Raw genomic sequence first — 18,339 nt, forward strand, 5'->3', positions numbered from 1 at the left:
GGAGTCCGTTACGCCATGAGCATTGCCAAGCCGATCCGCCGTTACCGGCAGACGAAAGTCGTCGCCACGCTGGGTCCGTCCTCCTCCTCGCCCGAGATGATCCGCCGCCTGTTCGAAGCCGGCGTCGACGTCTTCCGCCTGAACTTCAGCCACGGCAGCCACCAGGACCATGGCGAGCGCGTCCGCGCCATCCGCGCGCTGGAGGCGGAGACCGGCCGCCCCATCGCCATCATGGCCGACCTGCAGGGGCCGAAGCTGCGGCTGGGCCGCTTCGCCGACGGGCCGGTGACGCTGACCCCCGGCCAGTCCTTCTGCCTCGACCTGCTGGCGGAGCCGGGCGACGCCCGCCGTGTCGGCATGCCCCATCCGGAGATCTTCGCCGCCCTGGTGCCGGAGGCCGAGCTGCTGCTCGACGACGGCAAGGTCCGGCTGCGGGTGACCGCCTGCGGTGCCGATTTTGCCGAGACCGTGGTGGTGTCGGGCACCAAACTGTCGGACCGCAAGGGCGTCAATGTCCCCGGCGTGGTGCTGCCGCTGTCGCCGCTGACGGCCAAGGACCGCACCGACCTGGACTTCGCCCTCGACCAGGGGGTGGACTGGGTGGCGCTGAGCTTCGTCCAGCGGCCGGAGGACGTGGCGGAGGCGCGCAAGCTGGTCGCCGGCCGCGCCGCCCTGCTGTCGAAGCTGGAGAAGCCGCAGGCGATCCAGCATTTGGACCGCATCGTCGAGATGTCGGACGGCGTCATGGTGGCGCGCGGCGACCTGGGCGTGGAGATGCCGCCGGAAGACGTGCCGTCGATCCAGAAGCGCATCATCCGCGCCGCCCGGCTGGCCGGCAAGCCGGTGATCGTCGCCACCCAGATGCTGGAATCGATGATCTCCGCCCCCGCCCCGACGCGGGCCGAGGCGTCCGACGTCGCCACCGCGGTGTTCGACGGCGCCGACGCCGTCATGCTGTCGGCGGAGACCGCATCGGGCGAGTATCCGGTGGAAGCGGTGTCGATCATGGACCGCATCGCCCGGCGGGTGGAAGGCGACCCGCTCTACCGCACCATGATGGACGCCCAGCATGCCGACCCGGAACAGACGGAATCGGACGCCATCACCGCCGCCGCCCGCCAGGTCGCCCATACGGTGAAGGCGGCGGCCATCGCCACCTACACCACCAGCGGCTCCACCACGCTGCGGGCGGCGCGCGAGCGTCCGGAGGTGCCGATCCTCTGCCTGACCGAAAGCGCCGCCATCGCCCGCCGACTGGTGCTGGCCTATGGCGTCCATGCCGTCCCGACCGAGGATGTGCAGAGCTTCGCCGACATGGTGCACAAGGCGGCCCGGCTGGCCTATGTCCATGGGCTGGCCAAGGAGGGGCAGCGTCTGGTCATCACCGCCGGCGTGCCGTTCGGCATGCCGGGATCGACCAACATCCTGCGCATCGCCTGGGTCGAGCCGCCGAGCCGCTCGCAGAACCATGCGGAGCGCGAGCAGGACGCCCGGTCCCGGCAGCCGATGGCCTTCGCCGACGCCTGATCGCCAGGGCTAGTCCCATCGGGCTGGAGTGTGATCGGTTCAAGCGGAAGCGCTTGTGCCGATCACATGGGAAAAGTCGAAAGCCTGGAGGCGGTCAGAGGCTTCAGTGAACATCCGACCGACTCTCGTCCCACCGGACCGGTCAGGCTTTACCGGCGATCCGTCGTCCGGTTCGAACCGCACCTTCTGCCGATCGCCAAGCATCCGTTTCGATCGAATGGACGCTTGGCGGAACACCAACTGCATAGCCGTTCGGCCCCCTGTTCTACCGACCTCTACGCTCTTGACACCGGTCAAATAAAGATGGCTTTTTAGCTAACTGCCGGAGATCGCCGGGCGCCGGTTTATGTCCGACCATCCCGGTCGGGGTTTCCCCGTCTTGCAACCCGACCGGCGGAACGGGCAATCAGGAAGGCCGGCCAGGAAAACCTGTGTCGACCGGGTGTTTCAGGAGAGTTGCGGGATGTCGATCGATCTGGCCGGGCTGTGCTTCACGTCGGCATCCGGCCTGCCGTTGTCCCACGACCCCTGGCTGGTGACGCTGTCCTATGCCGTCGCCGCCTTCGCCTCCTACGCGGCGCTCGACATGGCGGAGCGGATGCACCGGACCGCCGGCGTCGCCCGCATGATGTGGCGGGGCTGTGCCGCGGTGGCGCTCGGCGGCGGCATCTGGGCGATGCATTTCATCGGCATGCTGGCCCTGACCATCGACACGCCGATCGCCTATGATCCGGTGAAGACCCTGCTGTCGCTGGTGACCTCGGTCGTCTTCGTCGCCGCCGGCTTCCGCATCATCCAGAACCGCCGCTCCCCGGGCGCGATCGCCGCGGCCGGCGGCATCGTCGGGGCGGGAGTGGCGGCGATGCATTATCTCGGCATGGCGGCGATGGTCCTGCCGGCCCGCATCGCTTACGAACCGACGCTGTGGATCCTGTCGGTCGCCATCGCCGCCGCGGCGGCGACGGCCGGGCTGTGGCTGTCCGCCCGCATCCACCGCCTGCGGATGCGGATGCTGGCCGCCCTGGTGATGGCGGTCGCTGTCTGCGGCATGCACTACACCGGCATGGCCGCCCTGGTGGTCCAGGTCGATCCCATGCTGATGCCGGCGGACGGGCTGCTGGCCGACGGCGTGTCGAGCGGACCGCTGGCCGCGGCGGTCGCGATCGGCACCTTCGGCCTGGTGCTGCTGGCGCTGGTGTCCGCCGCCGCCGACCGCCGGCTTTCCGCCGCCGCCGCGCACGAGGCCTCGGCCCTGCGCATCGCCAACATGGAATTGCAGGCCACCCGGGTTCAGCTGGAGGCGACCCAGCGCGAGATCATCCGCCGCCTGTGCAGCGCCGGCGAATTCCGCGACAACGAGACCGGCCAGCATGTGGCGCGCATGGCCCAGATCTCCCACCAGCTCGCCCTGTCGGCCGGCTGCGCCCCGGATTTCGCCGCGAAGCTGCTGGAAGCGGCGCCCCTGCACGACATCGGCAAGATCGGCATCCCCGACCATGTGCTGCTGAAACCCGGCCGGCTCGACGCCCAGGAATGGGCCACCATGCGCGACCACGCGACCATCGGCCATCGGCTGCTGGTCGGCAGCGGGCTGCCCCTGCTCGACCTCGCCGCCGAGATCGCCGGCACCCACCACGAGAAATGGGACGGCACCGGCTATCCCGCCGGCCTGCGCGGCACCGCGATCCCGCTGTCCGGCCGCATCGTCGCCATCGCCGACGTGTTCGACGCCCTGCTGTCCGCCCGCCCCTACAAGGAGCCCTGGCCGCTGGAAACGGTCGTCGCCCATATGCGGGAGCAGGCCGGCCGCCATTTCGACCCGGATCTGGTGACGGTCTTCCTCGACAGGCTCGACGTCATGTTGGCGATCCGCGACCGCTTCCTCGACGACGCGTTCGATCAGCCGCTGCTGGCACGATCCGACGCCGCCGAGTGAATATCGGGGTTGTTCCGGATAGAAATCCTCCAGAATTTCTGATCTCACGGCGTGATATCTACAATTTTTCTTCGAAGACGCACCGTTCGATTGGTGAACTCCACAAGAGGGCGTTAACTTTTTATTTGGCGATCCAGGGATAAGGATAGAATCCGGCAATTCGGCGCCGGTCATCATCATCCTTATCGATCCGGGACAATGCACCAGCCCCTGACCGCCGAGTTCGACCGGCTCCCGGCCCGCAAATCCATGCGGGGGAATGCCTTGCTGGACGCGATCCCGGTGGGGATCGCGATCCTCGACCACCGGCTCCGCTGCCTGCGGCTGAACCGGCGGATGGCGGCGATGGCGGGGCTTCCCGCCGCCGCGGCAGGACTGCCCTTCGCCGATGTCTGGCCGGACGCGGAGGACGCGCTGCTGGCGGCCGCTCCGCTCGCCCTGGCCGGTACGGTGGTGGAGGACATCATCCTCTCGGAGTCCGAGCGCCTGCTGGTCGCCACCCTGCATCCCTACGACGACGAGGAGGCCGCGGCCCTTCTCTGCATCGTGGAGGACCGGACCGGGGCGAGACGGGGCGAGGCCGAGCTCCGCCAGGTCAAGGAGCTTCACCGCCACACGCTTGAACTGAGCGGCCTCTATCCCTGGTGCAGCACCCCGGACGGCACGCCGCACACCACGCGGCGCTGGCGCGGGCGCATCGGCCTGGGGGCGGACGACATCGCGACCGCGCAGGATTGGATCGCCGCCCTCCATCCCGACGACCGCCCCCCCTTTCGGGCCGCCTGGACACATGCCTTGGCGACCGGCGGCGCGCTGGAAATCGATCTGCGCCTGCGCATCGCCAGACACGACGACCCGGTTGGCGACGGCCACCGCTGGTTCCGCCGCAGGGCCTCGGCCCGGCGGGACGCGGACGGCCGCATCCTCCAGTGGTACGGCACGGACGAGGACATCCACGACCGCAAGATGACCGAGGCGGCCCTGCGCGAGAGCGAATCCTTCGCCCGCCAGATCCTCGACAACAGCCCGGAATGCCTGAAGGTGCTGGACATGGAGGGGCGGGTGACCTTCATGAACGTCCCCGGCGTCCAGCTGATGGAGCTGGACAGCCCCAACACCCTGATGGGCCGGCCCTGGGAGGACATCTGGCCGGAGGAGCGGCGGCCGCAGCTGCGCGCCGCGATCGACGCTGCGCGGCGGGGCGACACCGCCCGCTTCCTCGGTTTCTGCCCGACGGCCATGGGCACGCCGAAATGGTGGGACAACCTGATCTGTCCCCTGCCCGGCCCCGATGGACGCCCGCAGCGGCTGCTCGCCATCTCCCGCGACGTCACCGACATTCAGCACGCCCGGCAGGCGCTGGAGGAGACCACCACCCTGCTGTCCGGCGTGCTGGAAAGCACCACCGATGCCGTGGTGTTCATCGACCAGGATTGGCGCATCACCTATCGCAACCCGGTCGCCGCCTCCGTCCTTGAAGGCCGGGGCATCCGGCTGGGCGACGACTTCTTCGGCGCCTTTCCCCAGCAGACGGAGAGCTGCGGCCTGTTCCGCAAGGCGATGGCGGACCAGACGCCGGCCGTCTTCGAGGAGTATGTGGCGGCGCTGGGGATATGGACGGAGGTCCACGCCTTTCCCACCGCACAGGGATTGTCCGTCTTCTTCCGCAACGTCACCGAACGCCGGCGCGTGGAGGAGGAGCGGCGCGCCGCCCAGGAGAGGATCGCCCGTCTGGCCCGGCTGGATTCGCTGACCGGCCTGTCCAACCGGCTGTATTTCCAGGAAAGGCTGGAGCAGACGCTGCGCGACGCGGCGACGGACGGCGAGGCGGACGGCGGGGCGATGGCGGTCCATTACATCGACCTCGACCAGTTCAAGGCGGTCAACGACACGCTGGGGCATCCCGCGGGCGACGCGCTGCTGCGCCAGGTGGCGGACCGGCTGCGCGGCTGCGCCGGCACGGGCGACCTCGTTTCCCGTTTCGGCGGCGACGAGTTCGCCATCCTGCAGACCGGCCTGTGGGGACCGGCGGAGGCGGAGGACCTCGCCCGCTGCATCATCTCGGCCATGGCCGAACCGTTCGACGTCGACGGGGCTCAGATCCAGACCGGCACCAGCATCGGCATCGCCCTGTCCGGGCGCGACGGCGCCGAAGCCGACGCCCTGCTGAAGGCCGCCGACATCGCGCTCTATCGCGCCAAGGCCGACGGCCGCAACACCCACCGCTTCTTCGCCCCGGAGATGGCGGAGCGGCTGAAGGCCTTCCACGACCTCAAGCTCGGCCTGCACGAGGCCCTGCGCCGGGGCGAGTTCGAGCTGCATTACCAGCCGCTGGTCGGTGCGGACAATGGATACCTCCGCGGATTCGAGGCACTGATCCGCTGGCGCCGTCCCGGCCGCGGCCTGGTCGGGCCCGCCGACTTCATCCCGGTGGCGGAGGAGACCGGCCTGATCGGCCCGATCGGCGACTGGGCGCTGCGCGAAGCCTGCCGCGAGGCGACGGGGTGGCCGGACGGCATCGCGGTCAGCGTCAACGTGTCCTCCGTCCAGTTCCGCGGCAGGGGCTTGGTGGAATCGGTCCGCCAGGCCCTGGCCGACACCGGTCTGGCGCCGGGGCGGCTGGAGTTGGAAATCACCGAATCCGTCCTGCTGCAGGATGACGACACCAATCTCGGCACCCTGCGCGCGCTGCGGGCGCTCGGCACCCGGATCGTCATGGATGATTTCGGCACCGGCTATTCGGCGCTGGGATATCTCTGCCGGTTCCGCTTCGACAAGGTGAAGATCGACCGCAGCTTCGTCGCCAACCTGCCCCGCTGCGACGGCTCCACCGCGGTGGTCCAGGCAGTGGCCGGCATGGGCCGCACCCTGGGCGTCGTCATCACCGCCGAGGGGGTGGAGGAGCAGGCCCAGTTCGAGGCCGTGCGCGAGCTGGGCTGCCAGGAGGCGCAGGGCTATCTGTTCTCCCGGCCGGTTCCGGCGGCGGAGGTGCCGGCGCTGATCGCGCGGCTGCGGGAGCCGGCTGCCGGGTAGGATCCACCGCCCGAAGCGCAACGCCTTCCGGCGACGGCTGTTCTGGTGGGGGAGCGCTTCCTGCCAGGACATCGCCCCGGAGGACACCCATGGCGAAGACCACCACCGATCACGACGAGATCCGCCGCTGGGCCGAAAGCCACGGCGGCAAGCCGGCCGTCGTCCGCAGCACCCATGACGAGGGCCATCATAACGAGGGCGATGGACACGCACGGGCCGGCGGCAGGAGCCGCAAGACCGGCGTCGGCCTGCTGCGCCTGATGTTCCCCAAGGCCCGCCGGTCCGACCATGGCGAGCTCGAGGAAATCGACTGGACCGAGTTCTTCCAGCAGTTCGAGGAATCGAAGCTGGCGCTTCTCTACGAGGAGGGGTCCAACTTCAACAAGCTGATCGGCCGCGACACCGCCGAAAAACGGGAACATGGCGACCACAAGGCGGCACGGCATTGACCGGCCGGCCGCAAGACCGCGCCCGCCGATGACCGAAGCCGACGACAGCCCCCTGAACCGGGACGAGCGGGACGAGGTCAGGGAACGCTCCAACCCGCCGGCGCTGATCCTGCACGAAGCCATCCGGCTGGAGGGACAGGAGGAACTCAAGCGTCCGGCCTCGTCCCTGCTGTGGTCGGGTCTGGCGGCCGGGCTGTCGATGGGCTTCTCGATGGTGGGCGAGGCCTTGCTGACGACCCATCTGCCGGACGAGCCCTGGCGGCCGCTGATCGCCAGCTTCGGCTATTGCTTCGGCTTCCTGATCGTCATCCTCGGCCGCCAGCAGCTGTTCACCGAAAACACGCTGACGGTGATCCTGCCGCTGCTCCAGCGCTGGTCGACGGGTACGGTGCTGCGGGTGGCCCGGCTGTGGGCACTGGTCTTCGCCGCCAACATCGTCGGCACCCTGCTGTTCTCCGCCTTCGCCGCCGGAACGGAGGCCTTCTCCCCGCCGCTGCGCGCCGCCTTCGTCGAGCTGGGAACCACCGCCGTCCGCTCGGATTTCCTGACGACGACGCTGCATGGGGTGCTCGCCGGCTGGCTGATCGCGCTGCTGGTCTGGATCACGCCGTCGGTCGGACAGGCGCGCTTCTTCGTCATCGTCGCCCTGACCTGGCTGATCGCGCTCGGCAAATTCGCCCATGTCGTCGCCGGGTCGGTCGAGGTGTCCTTCGCCGCCATGTCCGGGGAGATCGGCTGGGACCGCTACGCCTTCGGCTTCCTGCTGCCGTCGCTGATCGGCAACGTGCTGGGCGGCGTCGGCATGGTGGCGCTGATCAACCACGCGCAGGTCCGGCAGGATCAGTGAGCACGGTCCGGGCCGAACGGAAGCCGCCCGTCGCGGGCCGGCAACCGAGCCTTTGGGCTGAGAGCCGACATTACAATTCGCCGCATTTCATCGGAATTCGCCGCTATTCGTTTGGCACCATAACCATCCTAAAGGAGTATGCTCCACCATCTGGATGATGGGAACCCGGCGACGCCATCCGGATCGCATCCCGACCGCCGAAGAGCAGGCCGGCAGAGTGCGCGCATGAACCTCGATAAGGTGGTAAGTCCATGACCCTCCCGACCCCGACCTGCATCCTTCGCGGGACCCATGTCCGCTCCGCGTCCGGCGATGTGCCGGTCGAGAGCCTGAAGATCGGCGACATGATCCAGTCGTCGCTGACCGGCGAGTTCCGCGCCATCCGCTGGATCGGCCGGCGCCTGCTGGACGGTTCCTCCTTCGACACCGAGCAACAGCGCAAGGTCCATTTGCCGGTGCGGATCGCCCGCGACGCCATCGCCCAGGGCCTACCCGCCCGCGACCTCTACATCTCCCCCGGCCACGCCCTGCTGATCGGCGAGTACGGCGTTTCGGCCCGCCTGCTGATCAACGGCTCGTCGATCCGCCAAGTCGAGGCGATGGAGGAAATCGAATACTTCCACGTCGAACTCGATAGCCATGACGGCATGTTCGCCGAAGGCCTGCCGATCGAGACCTATCTCGAGGCCGACAACCGCCAAGCCTACGACAATGCCGCCGAATATGAGGCACTGTATCCGGGTGACGATCCGCGCCTGCAGGAGCCCTGCGCGAAGATCGACATTCCGCTGGCGGCACTGGATCGGATCCGCGCGAACGTGAACAAGCGGGCGGCGGTCGAAGTGGCCTGAAGCCTCGGTCGGTCGCATTGGCAGGACGGTTGAAAATGAAAGGGCTGCCCCGACGGGCGGCCCTTTCATTTGACAACGACCGGAATGGAGTGGGGCGGCCCGCGGTTGTCAGGTCATGACAATCCTGGAGGCCAACCTTGCAGAACCTCTTCCACCATATCCGGCACGCCGACGGGCCGGTCTATTATTCCGGTCGACCGATTTCCCTTGCCGATGCCCAGGTGATGATCAATGAGGACATCGCAACGGGGCGGATCGCACCCGGCTCGTTCCTTCGCATAGAGGGCGTCGAGCTTGTCATCGAGCCGGCGCCGCACAATGTGCGCACAGCGTAAGTCGCCCCCCACATGGACCGGATTGCGGCGCTTCCTAGGCCTCGGGGGCCTGAGCGACCCGGCCTTCCCTCGACGATGGTCCGAAGGCGGCGACGCCGCGGCGTGTCCGGGCGTCCATGGGGAACTGCACGGGGTACCCGAAACAACAACGGCCCAACTGACGATGCAGCTAGGCCGTTGGAAAACTTGGCGGACCCGAATGGATTCGAACCATCGGCCTCTGCCTTCGGAGGGCAGCGCTCTATCCAGCTGAGCTACGGGTCCATCGCTGGTGGAGGCGCAACATAGCCCAAGCCCTGCGGGGACGCAAACACTAAAATCACTGATTTTTCGCCCGCTTGGCGACATCCCCGCCGGCCCCCTGACGGCCCATGAGGGCCCCACGACCTCACCCCTCCCAAGGCCGCGTTCCAGCCGACCCGGGTGGATGGAAACGTTTCCATTCTTCATGAAACCGTTTTCGCGGCGTCATGCGATTGCAACATGCGATCGCCACTCTGCGCCCACGCCGGATCGGCCGGCGTTGGAACGACAGGGGACGGATGGTGCAGGACGGTATGCGGCAGGACGGGCGGGCAGCGGACCGCGTGGCGACGATCCGCGACGTGGCGGCGCGCGCCGGGGTGTCCATCGCCACCGTGTCGCGGGTCCTCAACGGCAGTGGCAACGCCACGCCGGAGACGACGGAGAAGGTGCGCGCCGCCGCCTCCGACCTGTCCTTCCGCCCCAGCACCATCGGCCGCAGCCTGAAGGCGGCGCGCACCCGCACCGTCGGGGTGCTGGTGCCGTCGCTGACCAACCCGGTCTTCGCCGAAAGCGTCGCCGGCATCCAGGAGGCGGCGGCGGAAGCCGGCTACAGCGTGCTGATCGCCTCCACCGACTATGATCCGGGCCGGGAATCGCGCGCCATCGAAGGGCTGCTGTCCAACCGGGTGGAAGGGCTGGTGCTGACCGTCGCCGACGCCGACCGCAGCGGGTCGCTCGACACGCTGGACGAGGTGCGGCTGCCCTATGTCCTGGCCTACAACCAGCCGGACCGGGCGGGGCGCGCCCATGTCTCGGTCGACAACGTCGCGGCCTCCCGCGCGGTGGTGGAGCGGATGGCGGCGCTCGGCCACCGCCGCATCGGCATGGTCGCCGGGCGCTTCCGCCAGTCCGACCGCTCGCGCCGACGCCATGCCGGCTGGCTGGCGGCGCTGGCCGACGCCGGCCTGCCGCCCGGACCGGTGGTCGAGGTCGATTTCAACGAGTTGCGGCTGGCCCACCGGCTGGCTCCCCATCTGGACGGGCCGGAACGGCCGACCGCGCTGTTCGCCTCCAACGACATGCTGGCGCTCGCCACCATCCGGGCCCTGCGCGACCTCGGCCTGTCGGTGCCGGACGACGTCTCCGTCTGCGGCTTCGACGGGATCGAGGTCGGCCGGCTGATGTCGCCCAGCCTCGCCACCCTGGTGCAGCCGGCCCGCGCCATGGGCGCCACCGCCTTCGAATGCCTGCGCACCGGCTTTACCGGCGAGCTGCAGGGCCGCGCCGTGATGCTGCCCTTCACCCTGCGTCCGGGCGAATCGCTTGGACCGGCTCCTGCCAAATCGACATAAGCGCTTCCCGACCGGAGACACGCCAATCATGATCAAGCCGTTCCTGTTCGGCGCCGCCGCGCTGGCCATCGCCCTGACCACGGCGGTGACGCCCGCGGCGGCGGAGCCGACCGCCATCTGCTACAACTGCCCGCCGGAATGGGCCGACTGGGCGTCTCAGCTGAAGGCGATCAAGGCCGACCTCGGCATCGCCGTGCCGTTCGACAACAAGAATTCAGGCCAGGCGATGGCCGCCATGCTGACGGAAAAGGACAAGCCGGTGGCCGACGTCGTCTATCTCGGCGGGCCGGTCGGCATCCAGGCCAAGGCGGCCGGCGTCGTCACCCCCTACAAGCCGGCGGGCTGGGCCGGGATTCCCGACGGGATGAAGGACGCCGACGGCAACTGGTTCGCCATCCACAGCGGTACGCTGGGCTTCTTCGTCAACACCGAGGCGCTGGGCGGCAAGCCGGTGCCGCAGAGCTGGGCCGACCTGCTGAAGCCCGATTATTCGGGCATGGTCGGCTATCTCGACCCGACCAGCGCTGCCGTCGGCTATGTCGGCGCGGTGGCGGTCAACCTGGCGCTGGGCGGCGATTACGGCAGCTTCGACAAGGCGGTCGACTGGTTCAAGGCCCTGCAGAAGAACCAGCCCATCGTGCCGAAGCAGACCTCCTACGCCCGCGTGCTGTCGGGTGAGATTCCGATTCTGATCGACTACGACTTCAACGCCTACCGCGCCAAATACACCGACAAGGCGCCGGTCGCCTTCGTCATCCCGACGGAAGGCACGGTGTCGGTCCCCTATGTGATGGCGCTGGTGAAGAACGGCCCGAACCCGGAGAACGGGAAGAAGGTCCTGGACTACGTCCTGTCGGACAAGGGCCAGACGCTGTGGGCCAACGCCTTCATGCGCCCGGTCCGGGCGGAAGCCATGCCGCCGGAGACCGCCGCCAAGTTCCTGCCGGCCGCCGACTACGCCCGCGCCAAGCCGGTGGACATGGTCCGTATGGCCGAGGCGCAGAAGGGCTTCATGGACCGCTATCAGGCGGAGGTGAAGTGAGCGCCTGCGTGCAGGACGCTCCCCTCCCACACCGGCCGGCGGTGCGTCCGCCGGCCGGGCCGGGCTGGACGGGCGAACCGCTGCGGCTGGCGGCCCTGCTGGCGCCGGCGGCGGCGGTGTTCGCCGCCTTCTTCCTGCTGCCGCTGGTCCGGCTGATCCTGATCGGCGCCGGCGGGACGGAGGGATGGTCGGCCTACCTCACCACGCTGGCCGATCCCGGCCATCTCGACAGCCTGGCCTCCACGCTGGCGCTGTCGGCCGGGGTGACGGCGGTGACGCTGGCGGTGTCGACCGTCGCCGGCCTGTTCCTGGTGCGCAACCGCTTTCCCGGCCATGCCCTGCTGGTCGCGCTGCTGACCTTTCCGCTGGCCTTTCCCGGCGTGGTCATCGGCTTCATGGTCATCATGCTGGCCGGACGGCAGGGGCTGATCGGCAGCATCACCCAGGCGCTGGGCGGGGGGAAGCTGGTCTTCGCCTATTCGATGGCCGGGCTGTTCCTCGGCTATGTCTATTTCTCGATCCCGCGTGTCATCCTGACGGTGATGGCGGCGGCGGAGAAGCTGGACCCGCGGCTGGAGGAGGCGGCGCGGTCGCTGGGGGCGGCTCCCTGGCGGGTGGTGGCCGACGTCATCCTGCCGGCGCTGAAGCCGGCGCTGATTTCCGCCGGTGCCCTGTGCTTCGCTACCTCGATGGGCGCCTTCGGCACCGCCTTCACGCTCGCCACCCGGATCAACGTGCTGCCGATGACGATCTATACCGAATTCACGCTCCAGGCGAACATCGCCGCCGCAGCGGCGCTCAGCGTCCTGCTCGGCCTCATCACCTGGGCCGCCCTGGCGGTGGCGCGCAGCGTCGCCGGCACCTCCGTCGCGGCGGCCGGGTAATGGCGATGCAGAATTTGTCGAACCGCCGCGGCTGGGGGTTCTGGCTGCAACTGGGCTTCACCCTGCTGGTCTGCGCCCTGCTGACCGTGCCGATGGTGATGTCGATGCTGGCCGGACTGACGGCCAACTACTTCGTCGGCCTGAAGAGCGGCCTGACCCTGCGCTGGGTCGACGAGGTGCTGCGGGTCTATTCCGGCACCATCCTCTTGTCGCTGCAGATCGCCTTCGCCTGCCTCGCCTCCACCCTGCTGCTGGGCGTGCCGGCGGCCTATGCGCTGGCGCGGCGCCCCGGCCGCTTCGCCCGGTTGGTGGAGGAGATGCTGATGATGCCGGTCGCCATCCCCGGCCTCGCCACCGCGCTGGCGCTGATCGTCACCTATGGCGGCGTCGGGGATCTGCGGAGCAGCTGGCTGTTCATCCTGATCGGCCATGTGCTGTTCACCCTGCCCTTCATGGTCCGCGCCGTGCTGGCGGTGATGGGCTCCATCGACCTGACGACGCTGGAGGAGGGGGCGGCCAGCCTGGGCGCCGGCTTCCCGCGCCGCTTCTTCACCGTGGTGCTGCCCAACTGCCGCTCCGGCATCCTGGCCGGGTCGCTGATGGTGCTGACCCTGTCGGTCGGCGAGTTCAACCTGACCTGGCTGCTGCACACCCCGCTGACCAAGACGCTGCCGGTCGGGCTGGCCGACAGCTACGCCTCGCTGCGGATCGAGATCGGCAGCGCCTACACCCTCGTCTTCTTCCTGATGATTGTGCCCAGCCTGATCCTGATGCAGGGTCTGGCGAAGCGCGGCCGTCCGTCCGTTTGAGGTCTTTTCCAAGATGCCCGACAGCGTGATGCAGAACAGCTTCCATCTCGACGCCGTGCCGATCCGCCTGGAGCGCTGCGGCAAGACCTTCGCCGGCGGCGCCCGCGCGCTGGAGCCGCTGGACCTGACCATCCGCGGCGGTGAGACCATCGTCTTCCTGGGTCCGAGCGGCTGCGGCAAGACCACCACCCTGCGCATCATCGCCGGGCTGGAAAGCCCCGACGCGGGCGGCCGCGTGCTGTTCGGCGAGGAGGACGTCACCGCCCTGCCGATCGAGCGCCGCAACGTCGGCATGGTGTTCCAGAGCTATGCCCTGTTCCCCAACATGACGGTGACGGAGAATGTCGCCTACGGCCTGAAGGTGCGCAAAATTGCCCGCGCCGACCGCGCCCGCCGGGTCGAGGAGATGCTGGACCTGATGCATCTCGGCGAGTTCGCCGGACGGCGGATCGACCAGCTCTCCGGCGGCCAGCGCCAGCGGGTGGCGCTGGCCCGCGCCCTGGTGGTGCGGCCACGCGTGCTGCTGCTCGACGAGCCGCTGACGGCGCTCGACGCCAAGCTGCGCGACAGTTTGCGGCTGGAGATCGACCGACTGCTGCGCGGGTTGGGCATCACCGCCGTCTACGTCACCCACGACCAGGGCGAGGCGATGGCGCTGGGCGACCGCATCGTCGTCATGGCCAAGGGCCGGGTGGCGCAGGTGGGAACACCGCGCGAGATCTATTACCAGCCGGCCGACGGCTTCGTCGCCGACTTCATCGGCACGATGAACCGGCTGGGCGGTGTGTCGCGCGGCGGCACGCTGTCCATCGGATCGGCGACGCTGCCCTGGACCGGGCCGGACGGCAGGGTGGAGCTGCTGGTCCGGCCGGAGGATCTGGCGCTGGCCGGCGAGGCCGACGGGCATCTGGACGGCACCGTCGCCGCCGCGGTGTTCCTCGGCGACCGCACCCGGCTGGTGGTGGAGCCGGCGGACGGGCCGGCGCTGACGGTCGATGCCGCCGGGCGCAGCGAGCTGGGCCGTGGAGACCGGGTGTGGCTGCGGGTCGATCCGGCACGGCTGCTGGCGGTTCCGTGAGTTCCATAAATGCGGCGTTAGCCCCCCACCTAACCTCCCCCGCCGCGCGGGGGAGGGACTGCCGCCCCTCTCCCGCATCAGCACCTACCCCCTCCCCCGCCCAGCGGGGGAGGGTTGGGGTGGGGGGCTAACGTCCTGGAAAAATCAAATACTTTAACCCAGGCCACCCCATGATCATCGTCCAGATCACCGACACCCACATCAAGCCCCACGGCCGCCTCGCCTACCGCCGCGTCGACACCGCCCCCTTCCTGGAGCGCGCCGTCGCCGCGGTCCTGGCGCTGACGCCCCGTCCGGACGTCGTCCTCGCCACCGGCGACCTCGTCGATGCCGGCGATGCCGAGGAGTATGAGCGGCTGCTCGAGCTGCTGCGGCCGCTCGACATCCCGCTGTTTGCGGTGCCGGGCAACCATGACGAGCGTGCCGGTCTCGCCAAGGCCTTCCCCAATCTGGCGGCGCGGGTGGGCGACGGCCCCTTCTTCCACTACACCGTGGAGGACTGGCCGGTCCGGCTGATCGCCATGGACACCGTGCTGCCCGGCTCCGGCGCCGGCAAGGTCTGCGCGGAGCGGCTCTCCTGGCTCGACGCCCGGCTGGCCGAACAGCCGGACCGGCCGACCATCGTCTTCCAGCACCACCCGCCCTTCGACACCGGCATCGGCCATATGGACCGGCTGGGGCTGAGCGGGGCGGCGGACATGGCCTCGGTGGTCCGCCGCCATCCGCAGGTTGAGCGGGTGCTGTGCGGCCATCTGCACCGGCCGATCCAGGTGCGCTGGGCCGGCACCATCGCCTCCACCGCCCCGTCCACCGCGCATCAGGTGGCGCTCGACCTGCGCGACGACGCGCCGTCGGCCTTCGTGATGGAGCCGCCCGGCTACCAGATCCACATGTGGCGCGCCGACACCGGGGTGGTCAGCCACACCGCAATGGTCGGCGACTATGACGGCCCCTATCCCTTCTTCAAGGACGGAAAGCTGATCGACTAGCCCCTATTGCCAGCCCCTATTGATTGATCCGGGCCTTTCCGTCCATTGTCACGCGCCTGTCATCGGCATCGCGTAAGACAAGACTCCCGATCCAACGGAGACGACAGAGATGAAGGCGTTTCTCGCCACCTTCGCCACGGTCCTGACGCTGGCGCTCGGTCATGGCGCCCAAGCTGAAAGTGCCACCGGCAAGCTGGTGCTCTACACCTCGCAGCTGGAGCCGGACGCCCGCCAGACGGTGGAGGCCTTCAAGGCGAAGAATCCCGGCGTCGAGGTGGAGTGGATCCGCAACGGCACCACCGAGCTGATGAACAAGCTGCGCGCCGAGTTCACCGCCGGGGCGCCGCAGCCCGACCTGCTGCTGATCGCCGACGCGGTGACGATGGAATCGCTGAAGGCGGAAAAGCGGCTGCAACCCTACCAGGGCGCTCCGGTCGCCGGCTTCCGCCCCGGCACGCATGATGCGCAGGGCTACTGGTTCGGCACCAAGCTGATCACCACCGGCATCGTCTACAACACCGCAGCATCGATGAAGCCGGCCTCCTGGCAGGATCTGCTGAAGCCGGAGGCCAAGGGCACCACGGTGATGCCGAGCCCGCTCTATTCCGGCGCCGCCGCCATCCACATGGCGGCGATCAAGGCCGAGCCGTCGCTCGGCATGGCGTACTATGAGGCGTTGCAGCGCAACGGCGTCACCGCGGCCAAGGGCAATGGCGGCATCCTGAAGGACGTGGCCGGCGGGGCGAAGCTCTACGGCATGGTCGTCGACTACCTGCCGATCCGCGAGCATCTGAAGGGCGCGCCCGTCGCCTTCGTCTTCCCCAAGGAGGGCGTCAGCGCGGTCAGCGAGCCGGTGGCGATCCTCAGCACCGCGAAGAACCCGGCGGCGGCAAAGGCCTTCATCGACTTCCTGCTGAGCCGCGAGGGGCAGGAGCTGGCCTCGGCCCAGGGCTTCCTGCCGGCGCTGCCGGGGGTGAACCCGCCGCCGGGCTTCCCCGACCCGGCCGGCATCACCCTGCTGCCCTACGATCCCGCCAAGGCGCTGGCCGAGGACGACGCCAACAAGCGCGCCTTCGCCGACCTGTTCGGCGGGTAAGGTGAGGTACGGTAAGCATCCCCTCTCCCCCCCGGGGAGAGGGTTAGGGTGAGGGGGACGCGTTGCGAGGATCTTCAAGAATCGCGTACCCCGATCCGTCTGTGAAAATCCATGCTGTGCATCCCCCTCACCCCGACCCTCTCCCCGGGGGGGAGAGGGGGATAGTCCCGGGGGGGCAGAGGGCGGGAAAAAGCGCTTTCCATACCCTCCCCGGCTGGCCCTTGCTGGTCGGGCTGCTCGTGCTGCTGCCCGTGTTGCGCCTGCTGTGGGAAGCCGGCGACGCCACGGTGCTGGGCCGCGTGCTGGATTCCCCCGCCACGTGGCGGGCCACCACCAACAGCATCGCCATCGCTGCCGGCGCCACGCTGGCGGCGGCGCTGATCGGCGGCCCGTTCGCCCTGCTGATCGGGCTGACGAACCCGCGCGCCCGCACGGCGATGAGTTTCGCGCTGATCCTGCCGCTGATGATCCCGCCGCAGATCGTGGCGATTGCCTGGACCCATCTCGCCGGGTCGGGCAGCCCGATCCTGAAGCCGCTGGGCCTCGCTCCTCCGGTCGGAACGGCGAACCCGGTGCAGTCGGCGGCCGGCATGGTGCTGGTGATGGGGATCGAGCATGCGCCGCTGGTCTTCCTCGCCCTGCGCACGGCGCTCCGGGCCATCCCCGGCGACATGCTGGAGGCGGCGCGGGCGTCCGGGGCCGGACCGTGGCGCGCACTGCGCGGCGTGGTGCTGCCGCTCTGCCTGCCGGGGCTGGTCGCCGGGCTCGCCATGGCCTTCGTCGCGGCGCTGGGGAATTTCGGCGTGCCGGCGCTGCTCGGCGTGCCGGCCGGGATCCCGATGCTGCCGACGCTGATCTACCGGCGGCTGGCCGGCTTCGGGCCGTCGGCCCTGCCGGAGGTGGCGGTGCTGGCGGCGCTGATCGGCCTCGTCGCCTGCCTGGGCATCGCCCTCCAGACCATCCTGCAGGCACGCATCGCCAGCCGCCTGCCCGGCGGCGCCCGGCCGCTGGCGCCGGTGCCGCTCGGGACGGCCCGCGCACCGGTGGAACTGCTGGCCTGGGGTGTGCTGGCGCTGCTCGTCGCCGCGCCGCTGACGGCGCTGCTGGCGACCAGCCTCGTCAGCGTCTATGGCCTGCCCATCGGTTTCGGTACGCTGACCCTGGCCCATTACCGCGAGGTGCTGGCGCTCGATCAGGTCGGGCGGGCCTTCGCCAACTCGCTGCTGCTGTCGGGATCGGCGGCAGCACTGCTGGCCCTGCTGGCGGTGCCGCTGGCCCATGCGATGGCGCTGGCCGGCGGCGGCGGGCGGATCGCGCGGGCGGTCGGCGTGCTGGTGGAACTGCCGCATGCCGTGCCGGGGGTGGTGCTGGGCATCGGCTGCATCCTGCTGTTCCTGAAGCCGCTGCCGGGGCTGGGCGTCAGCCTGTACGGCACGCTGTGGATCATCCTGGCGGCCTATCTGGTCCGCTTCCTGCCGCTGGCCCTGCGGCCGGTGCAGGCGGCCTGCGCCGCCCTCGACCCGACGGTGGAAGAGGCGGCGCGCGCGCTGGGCGCCGGCCCACTGCGCCGGCTGGTGACGGTGGTGGCACCGCTGGTCGCCCCGGCGGCTGCAGCCGGCGGGCTGCTGGTCTTCCTGACCGCCTTCAACGAGCTGACCGTCTCCATCCTGCTGTGGTCGCAGGGGCACGAGACGCTGGGCGTCGTCGTCTATGCGCTGGAGGAGGGCGGCAGCCCGACACTGGGCGCCGCATTGGGAGTCATCGCCATCCTGGTCGTGCTGACGGCGATGCTGGCCGCCGGGGTGCTGGGCCGCCGCCTGCCGCCGGGCGTCGTGCCCTGGCGGAATTGAGGGGACGGGGGTGAG

Annotated in this window: 15 protein-coding genes and 1 tRNA gene; 15 read left to right on the top strand and 1 reads right to left on the bottom strand. The window is 69.5% G+C overall.

What is annotated here, in order from left to right; genetic code table 11:
• Positions 1 to 15: 15 nt before the first annotated feature.
• The 7 genes from pyk to JHL17_RS08730 all read left to right on the top strand — a co-directional run bounded on the left by pyk (position 16) and on the right by JHL17_RS08730 (position 8,978).
• Positions 16 to 1,527 (top strand): pyruvate kinase, encoded by a 1,512-nt coding sequence (pyk, locus tag JHL17_RS08700; protein ID WP_200192134.1) that lies wholly within the window; start codon positions 16 to 18, stop codon positions 1,525 to 1,527.
• Positions 1,528 to 1,990: 463 nt separating this feature from the next.
• Entirely contained in the window at positions 1,991 to 3,463 is a 1,473-nt protein-coding gene (locus JHL17_RS08705) for an MHYT domain-containing protein (protein WP_200192136.1), read from the top strand.
• Positions 3,464 to 3,661: 198 nt separating this feature from the next.
• Positions 3,662 to 6,496, top strand: a complete 2,835-nt coding sequence (locus JHL17_RS08710) for a sensor domain-containing protein (protein WP_200192138.1) — start codon at positions 3,662 to 3,664, stop codon at positions 6,494 to 6,496.
• A gap of 89 nt (positions 6,497 to 6,585) precedes the next feature.
• Positions 6,586 to 6,945, top strand: coding sequence for a hypothetical protein (locus JHL17_RS08715; protein ID WP_200192140.1), 360 nt, complete (start codon positions 6,586 to 6,588; stop codon positions 6,943 to 6,945).
• A gap of 28 nt (positions 6,946 to 6,973) precedes the next feature.
• A complete protein-coding gene (locus tag JHL17_RS08720; protein ID WP_200192142.1) occupies positions 6,974 to 7,792 on the top strand; it encodes a formate/nitrite transporter family protein in 819 nt (272 codons plus the stop codon).
• Positions 7,793 to 8,043: 251 nt separating this feature from the next.
• Complete coding sequence (locus JHL17_RS08725) at positions 8,044 to 8,643, top strand: Hint domain-containing protein (RefSeq protein WP_200192144.1); 600 nt, start codon at positions 8,044 to 8,046, stop codon at positions 8,641 to 8,643.
• A 137-nt stretch (positions 8,644 to 8,780) separates the two neighbouring features.
• A complete protein-coding gene (locus JHL17_RS08730; RefSeq protein WP_200192146.1) occupies positions 8,781 to 8,978 on the top strand; it encodes a hypothetical protein in 198 nt (65 codons plus the stop codon).
• A 187-nt stretch (positions 8,979 to 9,165) separates the two neighbouring features.
• Here JHL17_RS08730 and JHL17_RS08735 read toward each other — a convergent pair.
• Positions 9,166 to 9,242, bottom strand: a tRNA-Arg gene (locus tag JHL17_RS08735).
• Between the two features lie 278 nt (positions 9,243 to 9,520).
• Between JHL17_RS08735 and JHL17_RS08740 the strand changes: the two genes are divergently transcribed.
• The 8 genes from JHL17_RS08740 (at position 9,521) to JHL17_RS08775 (ending at position 18,324) form a co-directional block, all read left to right on the top strand.
• Positions 9,521 to 10,576 carry a LacI family DNA-binding transcriptional regulator gene (locus tag JHL17_RS08740; protein ID WP_200192148.1) on the top strand — a complete coding sequence of 352 codons (1,056 nt, stop codon included), beginning with the start codon at positions 9,521 to 9,523 and terminating at the stop codon, positions 10,574 to 10,576.
• Positions 10,577 to 10,604: 28 nt separating this feature from the next.
• Positions 10,605 to 11,618 (top strand): ABC transporter substrate-binding protein, encoded by a 1,014-nt coding sequence (locus JHL17_RS08745; protein ID WP_200192150.1) that lies wholly within the window; start codon positions 10,605 to 10,607, stop codon positions 11,616 to 11,618.
• Entirely contained in the window at positions 11,615 to 12,502 is an 888-nt protein-coding gene (locus tag JHL17_RS08750; protein ID WP_345773774.1) for an ABC transporter permease, read from the top strand. Before JHL17_RS08745 ends, JHL17_RS08750 begins: the two co-directional genes overlap by 4 nt.
• A 5-nt stretch (positions 12,503 to 12,507) precedes the next feature.
• Positions 12,508 to 13,311: an ABC transporter permease gene (locus tag JHL17_RS08755; protein ID WP_200192152.1), complete on the top strand. Its 804-nt coding sequence runs from the start codon at positions 12,508 to 12,510 to the stop codon at positions 13,309 to 13,311.
• A gap of 28 nt (positions 13,312 to 13,339) precedes the next feature.
• Positions 13,340 to 14,389: an ABC transporter ATP-binding protein gene (locus JHL17_RS08760; RefSeq protein WP_200192174.1), complete on the top strand. Its 1,050-nt coding sequence runs from the start codon at positions 13,340 to 13,342 to the stop codon at positions 14,387 to 14,389.
• Between the two features lie 170 nt (positions 14,390 to 14,559).
• Positions 14,560 to 15,378: a phosphodiesterase gene (locus JHL17_RS08765; protein WP_200192154.1), complete on the top strand. Its 819-nt coding sequence runs from the start codon at positions 14,560 to 14,562 to the stop codon at positions 15,376 to 15,378.
• Between the two features lie 109 nt (positions 15,379 to 15,487).
• On the top strand, positions 15,488 to 16,474 hold the full coding sequence (locus JHL17_RS08770) for an ABC transporter substrate-binding protein (protein WP_200192156.1): 987 nt from the start codon (positions 15,488 to 15,490) through the stop codon (positions 16,472 to 16,474).
• A gap of 221 nt (positions 16,475 to 16,695) precedes the next feature.
• Positions 16,696 to 18,324: an ABC transporter permease gene (locus JHL17_RS08775; RefSeq protein WP_247893412.1), complete on the top strand. Its 1,629-nt coding sequence runs from the start codon at positions 16,696 to 16,698 to the stop codon at positions 18,322 to 18,324.
• Positions 18,325 to 18,339 lie beyond the last annotated feature (15 nt).

Origin of the sequence: Azospirillum endophyticum (genome assembly GCF_016595245.1) — a bacterium.
Taxonomy (GTDB): domain Bacteria; phylum Pseudomonadota; class Alphaproteobacteria; order Azospirillales; family Azospirillaceae; genus Azospirillum; species Azospirillum endophyticum.